The organism is Pseudomonas brassicacearum, assembly GCF_003732225.1.
In the GTDB taxonomy this organism is placed as follows: domain Bacteria; phylum Pseudomonadota; class Gammaproteobacteria; order Pseudomonadales; family Pseudomonadaceae; genus Aquipseudomonas; species Aquipseudomonas brassicacearum_E.
Map to the genome: position 1 here is coordinate 656,286 of NZ_MOBJ01000006.1, position 13,876 is coordinate 670,161.

The following is a 13,876-nucleotide window of genomic DNA, read 5'->3' on the forward strand; positions in this document are numbered from 1 at the left end:
GGTGCAAAACAATGAATGAATCACCCGTTTCCATCAGTCTCTCCAGCTACGGCGCCGATCTGGTTCGCCAGCGTGGGCAGTTGAGTTTTGTCGCATTACTGGCCGCTGCCGGTGCTGACCGCATTGAACTGCGTGAAGAACTGCTTACCCATGAAGTCGCTGCCGACGTGGCGTCGGCGATCGAACAAAGCGGCTTGGGCTGTGTGTATTCCTCGCCACTGGAACTGTGGCTGGCCGGTCAGTCGAAACCCAATCCGGAACTGGCAGACACCTTGAATCGAGCGCAGGCGTTTGGTGCCAGGTGGCTGAAAGTCTCGCTGGGTTACTTCACCGACACTCACTCTCTACCGGCGCTGGCCCGGTGTCTGGCCCAAAGCCCGGTGCAGTTGCTGGTGGAAAACGACCAGACCCTGCACGGCGGGCGCATCGAGCCGTTCCAGCGATTTTTCACTGCGATTGAAGCGCAGGCGCTGCCGGTGCAGATGACCTTCGATATCGGCAACTGGCAATGGCAGGACCAGTCCGCCGCCAACGCCGCGCGCCTGCTTGGCCGGCATGTCGGCTATGTGCATTGCAAAGCGGTCCGCCGCCGCGCCGACGGCAAATGGATTGCCGTACCGCCCTCGCCCGGTGATTTGCAGGAATGGGAACAGCAGTTGCAGTACATGCCCCAAGGGGTGATGCGGGCGGCGGAATATCCGTTGCAAGGTGAAGACCTGGTGCAGTTGACCGCCAAGCATGTCGCCACTCTCGCCGGCCTCGGTCAGGCTCGGCTGGAGAGCGCTCATGTCTGAGATCGATATTCTGTCGTTTGGCGAAACCATGGCGATGTTTGTCGCCGAACAGAGTGGCGATCTGGCCGACGTTGGGCAGTTCCACAAACGCATCGCCGGAGCCGACAGCAATGTGGCGATCGGCCTGTCGCGACTGGGGTTCAAGGTGTCCTGGCTGAGCCGGATCGGCGCTGATTCGCTGGGCCGATTCGTGGTCGAGACCCTGGAGCGGGAAGGCCTGGATTGTCGCTTCGTCGAGACCGACCCGGCGCACCCGACCGGTTTTCAGCTCAAGTCGCGTGCCGACGATGGCAGCGATCCTCGCGTCGAATACTTCCGTCGGGGTTCGGCAGCCAGTCTTCTGTCAGTGCAGTCGATCGTTGCGGAACTGCTCGAAGCCCGGCACTTGCACGCCACCGGCATTGTGCCGGCGCTGTCCGAGTCTGCGCGCCAGATGTCCTTCGAGTTGATGACGCGCATGCGCGAGGCCGGTCGCAGTGTCTCGTTCGATCCCAACCTGCGCCCGACACTGTGGGCCAGCCAACAGCAGATGATCCGCGAAATCAATCGGCTCGCGGCGCTGGCCCATTGGGTGCTACCGGGGTTGAGTGAGGGGCGCTTGCTCACCGGCTTCGATGATCCGGCCGACATTGCAGCGTTTTATCTGGATCAGGGCGCTGAAGCGGTGGCGATCAAGCTAGGCCCCAACGGCGCCTATTACCGCACCCAACAGGATCAGGGTTTTGTACCCGGTGTACCGGTGACCAAGGTGGTGGACACGGTGGGTGCCGGCGATGGTTTTGCGGTCGGGATGATCAGCGCCTTGCTGGAGAACTTCAGCGTCCCCGACGCCGTGCAGCGGGCCAACTGGATTGGCAGCCGCGCGGTGCAGAGCCGAGGCGATATGGAGGGTTTGCCGACCCGGGCCGAATTATCGGCTGGGTCTGAGGCCGCCAATCGCGAGCAAGCTCGCTCCCACACTGGATCGCATGCACCCACAGATCCCCTGTGGGAGCGAGCTTGCTCGCGATGAGGCCCACACAGTCACTGATTTTTTGAACCGTTACCTGTTGCGACAAAAACAACAAGCTCAGGAGCACTACCATGCAAACGCTGAACCTCGCCACCCGCCGCTGGTGGTACATCATGCCGATCGTGTTTATCACCTACAGCCTGGCGTACCTGGACCGCGCCAACTACGGTTTTGCCGCCGCCTCCGGAATGGCCGCCGACTTGATGATCACGCCGGGACTTTCCTCGCTGCTCGGCGCGCTGTTCTTCCTCGGGTACTTTTTCTTCCAGGTACCGGGGGCGATCTACGCGCAAAAGCACAGCGTGAAGAAGCTGATTTTCGTCAGCCTGATCCTCTGGGGTGGCCTGGCCACGCTGACCGGGATCGTCTCCAACGCCTACATGCTGATCGCCATCCGCTTCCTGCTGGGGGTGGTCGAAGCTGCGGTGATGCCGGCGATGCTGGTTTACCTGTGCCACTGGTTCACCCGCGCCGAACGCTCGCGGGCCAACACCTTTCTGATCCTCGGCAACCCGGTGACCATGCTCTGGATGTCGGTGGTGTCGGGGTATCTGGTGCAGCATTTCAGCTGGCGCTGGATGTTCATCGTCGAAGGGTTACCGGCGGTGCTCTGGGCGTTTATCTGGTGGCGTCTGGCCGATGATCGTCCCGTCGACGCCAAATGGCTGAGCAACCAGGAGAAGCAAGACCTGCAAAGCGCCCTGGCCGCCGAACAGCTCGGGATCAAAGCGGTGAAGAACTACGCCGAAGCGTTCCGCTCACCCAAAGTGATCATCCTGGGCCTACAGTTTTTTTGCTGGAGCATCGGCGTTTACGGTTTTGTGCTGTGGCTGCCGTCGATCCTCAAACATGGCGCGCAGATGAACATGATCGAAGCCGGCTGGCTGTCGGCGCTGCCGTATCTGGCGGCGGTGATTGCAATGCTTGGGGTGTCCTGGGGCTCGGACCGGATTCAGCGGCGCAAACGCTTTGTCTGGCCACCGCTGTTGATCGCCTCGATCGCGTTTTACGCCTCCTATGCCCTCGGCGCCGAACACTTCTGGTGGTCCTATGCGCTGCTGGTGATTGCCGGCGCCTGCATGTACGCCCCTTACGGGCCGTTCTTCGCCATCGTTCCGGAGATCCTGCCGGCCAACGTTGCCGGCGGTGCCATGGCGCTGATCAACAGCATGGGCGCCCTTGGCTCGTTCGGCGGGTCTTATCTGGTCGGCTATTTGAACAGTTCCACCGGTTCGCCCGGCGCCTCTTACCTGCTGATGAGCGCGGCCCTGATGCTCTCGGTGGTCCTGACGATTTTCCTCAAGCCCGGTGCCAATGACCAGGCCCAGCCCACGCGTGCGCCAGCCCGGCCCGTCGCGGCACATTCCTGAATTGAACGAGAGACTGAACCGATGAAAAAGCAGGTCGTGCTGTACAAAAAACTTTCTGCGCCGCTCATGGCTCGCCTGCATGAACAGGCGCAGGTGACGCTGATCGACAACCTGAACGCCGAGGGTCTGAAGCTGTTACGCGAAGCGCTGCCAAGCGCCCACGGTCTGCTGGGCGCCAGTCTGAAACTGGACGCCGAACTGCTTGACCTGGCGCCACACTTGAAGGCCATTGCCAGTGTCTCGGTCGGCGTCGACAACTACGACATCGACTACCTGAACCGGCGGCAGATCCTGCTCAGCAATACCCCGGACGTTTTGACCGAAACCACTGCCGACACCGGTTTTGCGCTGATTCTGGCGACTGCCCGGCGCCTGGTTGAACTGGCCAACCTGGTGCGTGCCGGACAATGGAGCCGCAACATCGGCCCGGCGCATTTCGGCAGCGATGTGCATGGCAAGACCCTGGGCATCATCGGCATGGGCCGCATCGGCGAGGCGCTGGCCCAACGTGGGCATTTTGGTTTTGGCATGCCGATTCTCTATCACAGTCACAGCGCCAAACCTGCGGTGGAGCAACGCTTCAACGCGCAGTACCGCAGCTTGTCGGACTTGCTACAGCAGGCAGATTTTGTCTGCCTGACGTTGCCGTTGACCGCTGAAACCGAAGGGCTGATCGGCGCTGAACAGTTTGCGCTGATGCGCCCGGAGAGCATTTTTATCAATATCTCCCGAGGCAAGGTGGTCGATGAAACGGCGTTGATCGAAGCGTTACGCCAAGGGCAGATTCGTGCGGCCGGGCTGGATGTATTCGAGCGCGAGCCGCTGGCTCATGATTCGCCGTTGTTGCAGTTGAACAACGTGGTGGCGACCCCGCACATCGGCTCTGCGACCCACGAAACCCGCGAAGCCATGGCCCGCTGTGCCGTCGACAACCTGCTGGCGGCGCTGGCCGGTGAACGCCCGGCGAATCTGGTGAATGGCCAGGCGTGGAAGGCGCATTAGCAGATCAAAAGATCGCAGCCTGCGGCAGCTCCTACGGAAACGGTATGTACGCGCTCGGCGTAGGAGCTGCCGCAGGCTGCGATCTTTTGATTCATTTGTTAACGATGGGCTTTCAGCAACTGCGCTGCACACCGTACGATTCGGCGGCAGGCTTCGGCCAGCCGCTGTTGATCCAGCACCAGACCAATGCGGATATGCCCCGCCGCACTGGGCCCGAACGCTTCCCCGGCGAGCACCGACACGGCATAGCCTTCCAGCAATTTTTCGGCGAACGCCTGCGCGCCAACCCCGGTCTGGCGCACATCGACCATCACAAACATCCCGCCATCCGGAATGACCGGATTAATGCCCGGGCAATCGCTCAAGCGTGCGCACACCAGATCACGCCGCGCACGGTACTCGTTGCGCATCGACTCAAGCTCCGGCAAATCGGCCTCCAGCGCCACACGCGCAGCGTTCTGAACAAAATCCGGAATGCCGAAGAGCATGCACAACGACAGATTTTCCAGGTGTTCAGTCAAGGGTTTCGGACCGATCACCCAACCGATTCGCCAGCCGCTCATGGCATGGGACTTCGACAGACTGTTCACGGTCGCCGTGCGTTCGGCCATCCCCGGCAGGCTGGCCGGACTGATGTGCTCACCTTCATACAACAGCTCGCTGTAGACCTCGTCGCTGATCAGCCACAGATCATGCTTGATGCACAAACGCGCCAGGGCCTGCCAGATCGGCAGCGACAAGCTTGCCCCGGAAGGATTGTTCGGACTGTTAAGCAGGATCGCTCGAGTCCTGGCGGTGATCCGTGCGGCGACGTCCGCCGGGTCGACGCGAAAACCGTTCTCCGGCCTTACCGCTATCGGCACCACCTTCGCCCCGCAGGCGCCGAACACGCCTTCATATGTCACGTACATCGGCTCTGCGACCAGCACCTCGTCACCCGGGTCGAGCAGGCATTGCACCACCGAGTACACCGCACACTGCGCGCCCGGCAGCACCAATACATGGTCGGCATCCACTGTCTGACCGCTGCGCCGGTTGTGACGACGGGCGATGCTGGTGCGCAGCGACCGCGTGCCGCGCACCTCCGAATAATGGGTATCACCGGCCAGCAAGCTGTCGATGGCCGCCTGGACGATCGGCTTCGGTGTATCGAAATCCGGGTCGCCGACCGACAACAGCAGCACATCGACGCCCTGCTCGCGCAACTCCAGCGCTCGGTAGTGAATCTGCCAGGCATCGGCTCCGTCGCCGGCGATTCGTTGGGTCAAGGCTGAATAGCGCATGCACTTCTCCTGTCGCGCGAACTCCACATTGAACCCTATCTCAAATCACGAAACACGCCACTCGACAGCGGATTTAACCGGACTAGGCCTGGCACACCTCAGTTAACCGATCAGCATAAGCTCATCATAAATGAGACATCTACCTGTCAGACCTGACAGTTGTTGTTCGCAAAAATAAGTCCTTCAATCCGTATGAAGCTAGCGAGTCATTGCTAGCCAAAGAGTTACTTTCCCAGTGCAAAAGGAATACGAAATGGCCCTCTTTTCAGCAACATCCGAGTCAGAACTGGTTCCACTGGATATCCCTGACGCCTTACCCAACATCCCCGACCCCAACGGAGAAATCAACCTGTTGCCTGCACACTTGAAAGGCAAGGACCTTAACGTGGTGATCTCGCAACCTTGGGCGAACTCTGCGAAATCTGGCGGCACGGACCGTTTTGAGCTGCTGCTTGGTCCCAAAAATGCGCCCGTTCATACCGTTGTGGCGAGCTTTTGCCTGTCCGGCCCTATTGATCCAGACCTGTTTCCCCTTGTTGTAACGATTCCCAAACAACGCTTGGTTTATCAAGGCCCATTCGAAGTGTTCTATCGAGTTAGCAAAGACGATTGCCTTGTCGGCCAGTCTCCAGTAACCGAGCTCACCACTAACTGGACACCCCCCAATTACGGTAATACGCCGGTCATGTCAGAACTACCGGAAGAAGTGGTCAATGGAGTGACGACTCAATATCTGGAGACCCATGATGATTGTGTCGCCGTCACCATCAAGCACACGGACTATCTGAATCCGAAGGTGGGGGATGAAATTCACTTTTGTATGGGTGGAGCGGATGCCTCCCCCATCGTCCTCAAACAGGTTGAGTACACAAACAGTAAAACGACCCTACTGGTACCCGGTGAAGAACTACGCCGTTTTGCCAACGGCATTCACTTGATTTTTTACACCCTCAAAGACCGAGCAGGCAATGAAGGGCCTAACTCCAAAGGTAACTTTATTAGATTGGCACTGGATCCGCCCCCGGCAATACCGGGTTTTTGACATCTGATTGAATGCCCCCGGACTCTGTCCATTTACAGAGCCCTAGGGGTCGGTTCGATGCAGGCTCAAATCACAAAACGCGCCACCATGGCATTCAAATCTACCGCCAGACGCGACAGTTCATGGCTGGCGGCGCTGGTCTGGTTGGCACCGGCGGCCGACTGGGTAGCCAGGTCGCGGATGTTCACCAGGTTGCGGTCCACTTCGCGCGACACCTGCGCCTGTTCTTCCGAGGCGCTGGCGATCACCAGGTTGCGCTCGTTGATCTGGTGGATCGACTGAGTGATCTGCTCCAACGCCACACCCGCGGCACGGGCCAGCTCCAGCGTAGTGTGGGTGCGCTGGTTGCTTTGCTGCATGGAATCGACCGCTTCGCCGGTGCCGTTTTGAATACCGGCAACCATTTTTTCGATTTCCTGGGTCGATTGCGCAGTGCGATGGGCCAAGGCGCGGACCTCGTCCGCCACCACCGCAAATCCGCGCCCGGCTTCACCGGCACGCGCTGCTTCGATGGCGGCGTTGAGCGCCAGCAGGTTGGTTTGCTCGGCAATCGCCCGAATCACGTCCAGCACCTTGCCGATATCACGGCCCTGAGTGGCCAGACCTTCGATCATCAGCGAGGTGTTTTGTACGTCATGGGTCATCGTCTGAATGGCGTTGACCGTTTCCACCACACGGTCGCGACCTTCACGAGCGGCCTGGGTCGATTGATTCGACGCTTCGGACGTCGACACCGCGTTACGTGCAACCTCTTCCACGGCGGCGGTCATTTCGTTAACGGCGGTCGCGGCCTGTTCGATTTCGTTGTTTTGCTGTTGCAGACCGCGCGACGCTTCCTCGGTCACGGCGCTGAGCTCTTCTGCGGCGGCACCCAGCTGATTCGCGGAACCGGCGATCTGCTCGATGGTTTTGCGCAGGTTGGCTTGCATGGTCGACAAGGCGCCGAGCAAACGCGCCGGTTCGTCCTTGCCATCGACTTCTATCGGTTTAGTGAGGTTACCGCCAGCAATGGACTCAGCGGCGGCGACAGCACGGTTCAGCGGTGTGACGATGCTGCGGGTCAGCAGCCAGGCCAGCAACACCGTCACCAGAGCAGCGATCACCGAAACCGCGATGATGCCGTTGGTGGCGTAAGCATATTGGTCGCCGGCTACGGCATCGGCTTCGGTTGCGCCCGCCTGGTTAATCGCGATCAGCTTGTTCAACTGCTCCCCCATCAAATCGGTACCTTCCTTGATACGCGTATTGATCAGGTTGCGCATGTCATCGACTTTGTTCTGCCGCGACAGCTCCATCATCTGGTTTTGCGCTTGCAGATAGCTGTCCAGGGTGGCGGCAAAGGCTTTGTACAGCGCCGCTTCCTCCGGGCCCGCCGGCAGGGCTGCATAGCCCTTTTGAGCTTGTCTGGCCTTGTCGGTGAGTACGCTGATGCGGGTTTCTGCGTCCTGCAACCCGGCTGCTTCACGGTTGATCAGCACGCGGAACGACAAAATGCGCAAGCGCAGGACGCTCTCTGTGATATTCCCAAGGAAGGCTACGCTGGGTAACTGATTGCTTTCCATGTCGATGGAGGCCTGGCGGATGATCGACATGCGGTTCACGGCAAAGATGCCGAGCACGATCACCAGCAACGCAATGAAAGCAAAACCCAGAAAAGCTCGAGGCGCGATATTCATGTTTCGCAAGGACATAGGGTGAGTCTCGCAGTGGTGATGTCTTCGAGCATCCATGCAGTGAACGCTGGCAAGCAGGAGATCGCTCCCGGCGTACGGGTAGGCGACTTTGTTTGGAGGGGTGTGCACGCCTATACCCTGTATCGGCCGGGCTTTAGGTTTTATGCAGGCTTGAGAAAAATATATTTCTTGGTGTGACAAGTGTTTCAAGGGTGAAACACTTGTCGGGTTTCAGAGGACTCTTGTAGAAGGACCAGACGCAATTTGTCAGGCTGAATGCGTTCACCGGTTTTACGGTTGCTACGCAATCGAACGCAGGCTTCGCCAGCTGCTACAGGATTGCCTTTAGCCCTTGCGAACTGCGATGCGCCAAACGCGGGCGATGTCCCGTGCTCGCTCATGCAGCAGGCGCGAAGCGTCGGCGCAGGCTTGTTCCAGCGTCATCGGCCCGGACGTCAGCGCGAATGCCGCGTCGACCCCATGTTCGTACATCTGCTGATAGCCCTCGCCAAGGGTGCCGGCGATGACGATCACCGGCACGCCCTGCTGCTGGGCGATACGCGCCACGCCGAACGGCGTTTTGCCACGCAAGGTCTGAGCGTCGAAGCGGCCCTCGCCGGTGATCACCAGGTCCGCGTCACGTACCGCAGCTTCCAGGCCGACCAGGTCGGCGACCACTTCCACTCCGGCACGAAATTGCGCGCCAAGAAACGCCTTCGCTGCAAACCCCAAACCACCCGCAGCCCCACTGCCCGGTTCGTCACGTAGATCTTTTTTCAGGGTTTGGGCGCAAAGCCCGGCGAAATGCCCAAGGGCTAGATCCAGCTGTTGCACCTGCTCGACCGATGCGCCTTTCTGCGGGCCGAATATTGCTGAGGCACCGTGGGGGCCGCACAGCGGGTTGTTGACGTCGGCAGCGATCTCGAAGCGCACGTTGGCCAGACGCGGGTCCATGCCACTCAGATCGATCTGCGCCAGTTGCGCCAATGCCAGGCCACCCGGTTTCAACGTCTGGCCCTGAGCATCGAGCAGTCGCACACCCAGCGCCTGCAACGCACCGGCACCCGCGTCGTTGGTGGCGCTGCCGCCGATGGCCAGGATGATCCGCTGCGCGCCCGCATCGAGTGCCGCGCGGATCAGTTCGCCCGTGCCGAAAGTGCTGCTGATGCACGCATCGCGCTGGCCCACCGGCACCAACTGCAAACCGCTGGCTTCGGCCATTTCGATGATCGCGGTGTGATTGTGGGGCAGCCAGCCCCAATGCGCCTCGATCTGTGTGCCGAGCGGCCCCTGTACGGTGACGCTACGCGACTCACCCTCGCAGGCAGCAAGAATCGACTCGACCGTGCCTTCGCCGCCGTCAGCCATCGGGCACTTGACCAGCGTCGCGTCCGGCCAGACCTCGGCCAGGCCCAGCGCAATGGCATTGGCCACGGCTTCGGCACTCAGACTGTCCTTGAACGAATCGGGGGCGATGACGATTTTCATGTGAATTCTCCAGTTCCAATGGAGCCCATGCTGCCAGTTGAAATGAACAATAACGCCGGTCCGCTGCACAAGTGCGGCAGGGGTTTATTGTTCATTCTCACAAAACCCTACACACCACCCGTAGCAGCTGCCGAGCCCGCGAGGCTGCGTTCGGCGGCGCAGCCGTCGTGAAATCAATCGCTGCGGTGTGTCAGGGAACAGTTGCCCGCAGGAATTACGACTGCTTCGCAGCCGAACGCAGCCTCGCGGGCTCGGCAGCTGCTACGGGATTTGTGTTGTCACGGGGTGGTGTCGGTCTGCGGCAGCAGTTGCACGCCCAGGTACAACGCGAGCATGCCATCGAGGCGCAACGGGTCGACGCCGCTGAGTTCGGCAATGCGCTCCATGCGATAGCGCAAGCTGTTGCGGTGAATGCCTAACGCATCGGCACACGCCTGGCTTTGACCGTCGTGTTCGCACCAACTGCGCAATGTCGCCAACAGTTGGCCGTTACCGTCCTTGGCGATGACTTTGCGCAGTGGGGTGAGCAACTCGTCCAGCGCATCGTCGTTGCGATGGCGCCAGAGCATGACCGGCAGTCGATAGCGGTTCAGCGTCAGCAAACGGCTGTTGGGCAACACGTCACGCCCATAGGCCAGCAAGTCGCCGACCCGCCGATAGCAACGGCGCAAGCCTTGCAATCCATCCGCCTGACCGCCAACAGCGATGCGCAGAATGTTCCAGCCCAGGCCTTCGAGTTTTTCCAGCAAGCGTTCGTTGTCCACTGCTTGCGTGGTCGGACGGCACCACAGCAGCGATGACTTGGCGGAGCTCACGCACCAACTGTCGGGATAGCGTGAGATCAACCAGGCACTCAAGGCCTCAGCGGTTTGCCCGGCGCCATGCTCCAGACCCAGTTCAAACAAATAAGGGGTACGCGACAATTGCGGTTTGAGGCCCATTTGCTGTGCTTCGTCGATCAGCCGTGGCGAATCTCCCGCCTCGCTGAGCAGCAACGCCAGCAGATCATCGCAACGCTGGCGACGCCATTGCTGTTCGGCCTGCTGGTTGCGCTGGCCGACCAGCATCTCGGCGGTCATCCGCACCAGCTCCGCATAGGTCCGCAGTTGCTCGGGCTCACCGGTAATGCCCAGCACGCCGATCAGGCGCTGATCGAGCAGCAGCGGCAAATTGATCCCCGGCTGCACGCCCTTGAGGTGCACGGCGGTCTGGGCGTCTATTTCCACCACCCGCCCATTCGCCAGCACCAGTTGCGCACCTTCGTGCCGGGTGTTGATCCGCTCTGGCTCGCCGCTGCCGAGGATCAGCCCCTGGCTGTCCATGACGTTGACGTTGTATGGCAGGATGGCCATCGCCCGGTCGACGATATCCTGCGCCAGGTCGTGATCAAGTTCGAACATGCGGGGTAATCCTTGAAAACGTGCGGTGATTGATTGTTCACCCGCACAGGCTGTTGGCGTAAACCCTGTGCTCAGGCACAAAGACATCCGCTCAGGGGTGACCGAGACTCTTCAGGCGACCAACGTTACCCTTGCCTCGCAAAAAATCATAATAAAGAGAGACCCGCCATGTCACAGAGCGCCGCTGCCACCCTGGCCACCGATGACGATAAAAACGCCGTCTACAAGCGCGTTACCCTGCGCCTGATCCCCTTCATCTTCATCTGCTATCTGTTCAACTACCTCGACCGGGTCAACGTTGGATTTGCCAAACTGCAGATGCTCGATGCGCTGAAATTCAGCGAAACCGTGTACGGCCTCGGGGCCGGAATATTCTTTATCGGCTACGTGCTGTGCGGCGTTCCGAGCAACCTGGCGCTGACCCGATTCGGCCCACGGCGCTGGATCGCAGTGATGATGGTCACCTGGGGCACGCTGTCGACCTGCCTGCTGTTCGTCACCACACCGACCGAGTTCTACACCCTGCGCCTGTTCACTGGCGCCGCCGAAGCCGGGTTCTTCCCGGGCGTGGTGCTGTACCTTTCGCAGTGGTTCCCGACGTTCCGCCGTGGCCGCATCATGGCGCTGTTCATGTCGGCGATCCCGGTGTCCGGCCTGCTCGGCAGCCCGTTCTCTGGCTGGATCCTCAACCACTTCGCCGCCGGTCAAGGTGGCCTCGCCGGCTGGCAGTGGATGTTCCTGCTGCAAGGCATTCCGACCATCACCCTCGGCGCCCTGGCGTTCTTCCTGCTCAGCGACAACTTCGCCAGTGCCAAATGGCTCAAGCCGCAAGAGCGTGCGGTACTTGAAGCCGATCAAGCGATTGATTGGGCCAACAAACCGAAAACCGCCACCGACTCACTGCTGGCGGTGTTCAAGAACCCGGCGATCTGGGCGTTCGGGCTGATCTACTTCTGCATTCAAAGCGGCGTTTACGCGATCAACTTCTGGCTGCCGTCGATCATCAAGAACCTCGGTTTCGCCGATAACCTGGTGATCGGTTGGCTCAGTGCAATTCCGTACTTGCTGGCGGCAGTGTTCATGTTGATGGTGGGCCGCTCGGCCGATCTGCATAAAGAACGCCGCTGGCATTTGGTGGTACCGATGTTGATGGGCGCGGCAGGTCTGTTGATCGCCGTGAACTTTGCCGCCAACCCGGCTATTGCGATTCTTGGCCTGACTATCGCCACCATGGGCGCCCTCACCGGCCTGCCGATGTTCTGGCCGGTACCGACCGCAATGCTCAGCGCCGGCGCTGCCGCCGGTGGCCTGGCGTTGATCAACTCCATGGGGCAGATGGCCGGTTTCCTCAGCCCGTACCTGGTGGGTTGGGTGAAGGACAGCACCGGCTCGACCGATGCGGCGTTGTACCTGCTGGCGGGTGTGATTGTCAGCGGTAGCCTGTTGGCGTTGCGCATGACCCGCACGCTGCGCGTTTAATACCTGACAATCACTGTGGGAGCGAGCTTGCTCGCGATAGCGGTGTAACAGTCACCCTCAATGGTGAATGTTATGGCCTCTTCGCGAGCAAGCTCGCTCCCACACTTGATTTGAGGTGTTCGATAATTCCGTTTGCCCCGTGCGGTTGTTCTGGTATTTGATTGAGCCTTTCTCACCGGTAAAAGGATTTCGTCATGAGCTACCGCACACTCGGCCATTCGGGACTACAGGTCTCGACGTTGACCCTGGGCACCATGATGTTTGGCGAACAGACCAGCACCGAAGATTCGCTGCGGATCATCGAAAAAGCCTGGGATCAGGGCGTCAACTTCATCGACACGGCGGATGTATACACAGGCGGTCGCTCCGAGGAAATCGTCGGTGAAGCAATTGCCAGTCACCGCCATGAATGGGTGGTGGCTTCCAAGGTCGGTTTCGGTCCGGTCGACGGTGTGCCGAATCGCAGCGGGCTGAGCCGCAAACACCTGTTCAATGGTATCGATGCCAGCCTGGCCCGTTTGGGCACCGACTATCTGGACATCTATTACCTGCACCGCGAAGACCACAACACGCCGCTGGAGGTCACGGTGTCAGCCATCGGCGACCTGATTCGCCAAGGCAAGATCCGTTACTGGGGCCTGTCCAACTACCGTGGCTGGCGCATCGCCGAGGTGATTCGCATCGCCGAAAAACTCGGCGTCGACAAACCGGTGATCAGCCAACCGCTGTACAACATCGTCAACCGCCAGGCGGAAACCGAACAAATCACCGCCGCCAACGCCTACGGCCTCGGCGTGGTGCCTTACAGCCCGTTGGCCCGTGGCGTGTTGAGCGGCAAGTACGCGCCGGACGTCACCCCGGACGTCAACAGCCGCGCCGGTCGTCAGGACAAGCGCATTCTGGAAACCGAATGGCGGGTCGAGTCATTGCGTATTGCCCAGCAGATTCAGAAATACACCCTGGAACGCGGCGTCGGCATTGTCGAGTTCGCCATCGCCTGGGTGCTGAACAACTCGGCCGTCAGCTCGGCCATCGTCGGCCCGCGCACCGAAGAACAATGGGATGCCTACACCAAGGCGCTGTCGGTGAAGATCACGGCTGAAGACGAAGCTTTCATTGATTCGCTGGTGACGCCGGGGCATTCCTCGACACCGGGGTTCAACGACGTGAGCCATTTCGTCTCGGGCCGCACACCTCGTTAACCCCCTCCTCCGTAGGAGCTGCCGCAGGCTGCGATCTTTGTTTTTAAAGATCAAAAGATCGCAGCCTGCGGCAGCTCCTACGGGTATTAGGCTATCCTCTGCGCCTCTTGAATTACTGCCATGTCTCGCGA

The 13,876-nt window shown here is 60.2% G+C and carries 11 protein-coding genes and 1 pseudogene; 7 read left to right on the forward strand and 5 right to left on the reverse strand.

From position 1 onward, the window contains the following. The first annotated feature begins 11 nt into the window (after positions 1 to 11). The 4 genes from BK659_RS09690 (at position 12) to BK659_RS09705 (ending at position 4,178) form a co-directional block, all read left to right on the forward strand. Positions 12 to 794, forward strand: a complete 783-nt coding sequence (locus BK659_RS09690) for a sugar phosphate isomerase/epimerase family protein (protein ID WP_123424831.1) — start codon at positions 12 to 14, stop codon at positions 792 to 794. Then, a complete protein-coding gene (locus BK659_RS09695) occupies positions 787 to 1,806 on the forward strand; it encodes a sugar kinase (RefSeq protein ID WP_123424832.1) in 1,020 nt (339 codons plus the stop codon). Before BK659_RS09690 ends, BK659_RS09695 begins: the two co-directional genes overlap by 8 nt. A 71-nt stretch (positions 1,807 to 1,877) precedes the next feature. Continuing rightward, positions 1,878 to 3,176: an MFS transporter gene (locus tag BK659_RS09700; RefSeq protein ID WP_123424833.1), complete on the forward strand. Its 1,299-nt coding sequence runs from the start codon at positions 1,878 to 1,880 to the stop codon at positions 3,174 to 3,176. A 21-nt stretch (positions 3,177 to 3,197) separates the two neighbouring features. Then, positions 3,198 to 4,178, forward strand: coding sequence for a 2-hydroxyacid dehydrogenase (locus tag BK659_RS09705; protein WP_123424834.1), 981 nt, complete (start codon positions 3,198 to 3,200; stop codon positions 4,176 to 4,178). 98 nt (positions 4,179 to 4,276) lie between these two features. On the opposite strand, the gene BK659_RS09710 is transcribed toward BK659_RS09705, so the two are convergent. Continuing rightward, positions 4,277 to 5,461, reverse strand: a complete 1,185-nt coding sequence (locus BK659_RS09710; RefSeq protein WP_123424835.1) for a pyridoxal phosphate-dependent aminotransferase — start codon at positions 5,459 to 5,461, stop codon at positions 4,277 to 4,279. Between the two features lie 253 nt (positions 5,462 to 5,714). Between BK659_RS09710 and BK659_RS09715 the strand changes: the two genes are divergently transcribed. Next, positions 5,715 to 6,503: a hypothetical protein gene (locus tag BK659_RS09715; RefSeq protein WP_123424836.1), complete on the forward strand. Its 789-nt coding sequence runs from the start codon at positions 5,715 to 5,717 to the stop codon at positions 6,501 to 6,503. A gap of 65 nt (positions 6,504 to 6,568) precedes the next feature. On the opposite strand, the gene BK659_RS28270 is transcribed toward BK659_RS09715, so the two are convergent. The 4 genes and pseudogenes from BK659_RS28270 to BK659_RS09735 form a co-directional block, all read right to left on the reverse strand. Continuing rightward, positions 6,569 to 7,432, reverse strand: a complete 864-nt coding sequence (locus BK659_RS28270) for a methyl-accepting chemotaxis protein (RefSeq protein ID WP_404942524.1) — start codon at positions 7,430 to 7,432, stop codon at positions 6,569 to 6,571. Continuing rightward, positions 7,427 to 8,233: pseudogene (locus BK659_RS28275) on the reverse strand (MCP four helix bundle domain-containing protein); the annotation flags it as partial. The pseudogene BK659_RS28275 and the gene BK659_RS28270, both read right to left, overlap by 6 nt. Before the next feature lie 288 nt (positions 8,234 to 8,521). Next, positions 8,522 to 9,664 carry a glycerate kinase gene (locus BK659_RS09725; protein WP_123424838.1) on the reverse strand — a complete coding sequence of 381 codons (1,143 nt, stop codon included), beginning with the start codon at positions 9,662 to 9,664 and terminating at the stop codon, positions 8,522 to 8,524. Between the two features lie 278 nt (positions 9,665 to 9,942). Continuing rightward, the gene (locus BK659_RS09735; protein WP_123424839.1) at positions 9,943 to 11,064 is read right to left on the reverse strand and encodes a sugar diacid recognition domain-containing protein; all 1,122 of its coding nucleotides are present in this window, start codon (positions 11,062 to 11,064) and stop codon (positions 9,943 to 9,945) included. A gap of 168 nt (positions 11,065 to 11,232) precedes the next feature. On the opposite strand from BK659_RS09735, the gene BK659_RS09740 reads away from it, so the two are divergent. Together BK659_RS09740 and BK659_RS09745 are read left to right on the forward strand one after the other, a co-directional pair. Continuing rightward, complete coding sequence (locus BK659_RS09740; RefSeq protein WP_123424840.1) at positions 11,233 to 12,543, forward strand: MFS transporter; 1,311 nt, start codon at positions 11,233 to 11,235, stop codon at positions 12,541 to 12,543. Between the two features lie 194 nt (positions 12,544 to 12,737). Then, positions 12,738 to 13,745: an aldo/keto reductase gene (locus BK659_RS09745; protein ID WP_123424841.1), complete on the forward strand. Its 1,008-nt coding sequence runs from the start codon at positions 12,738 to 12,740 to the stop codon at positions 13,743 to 13,745. Positions 13,746 to 13,876: the final 131 nt, after the last annotated feature.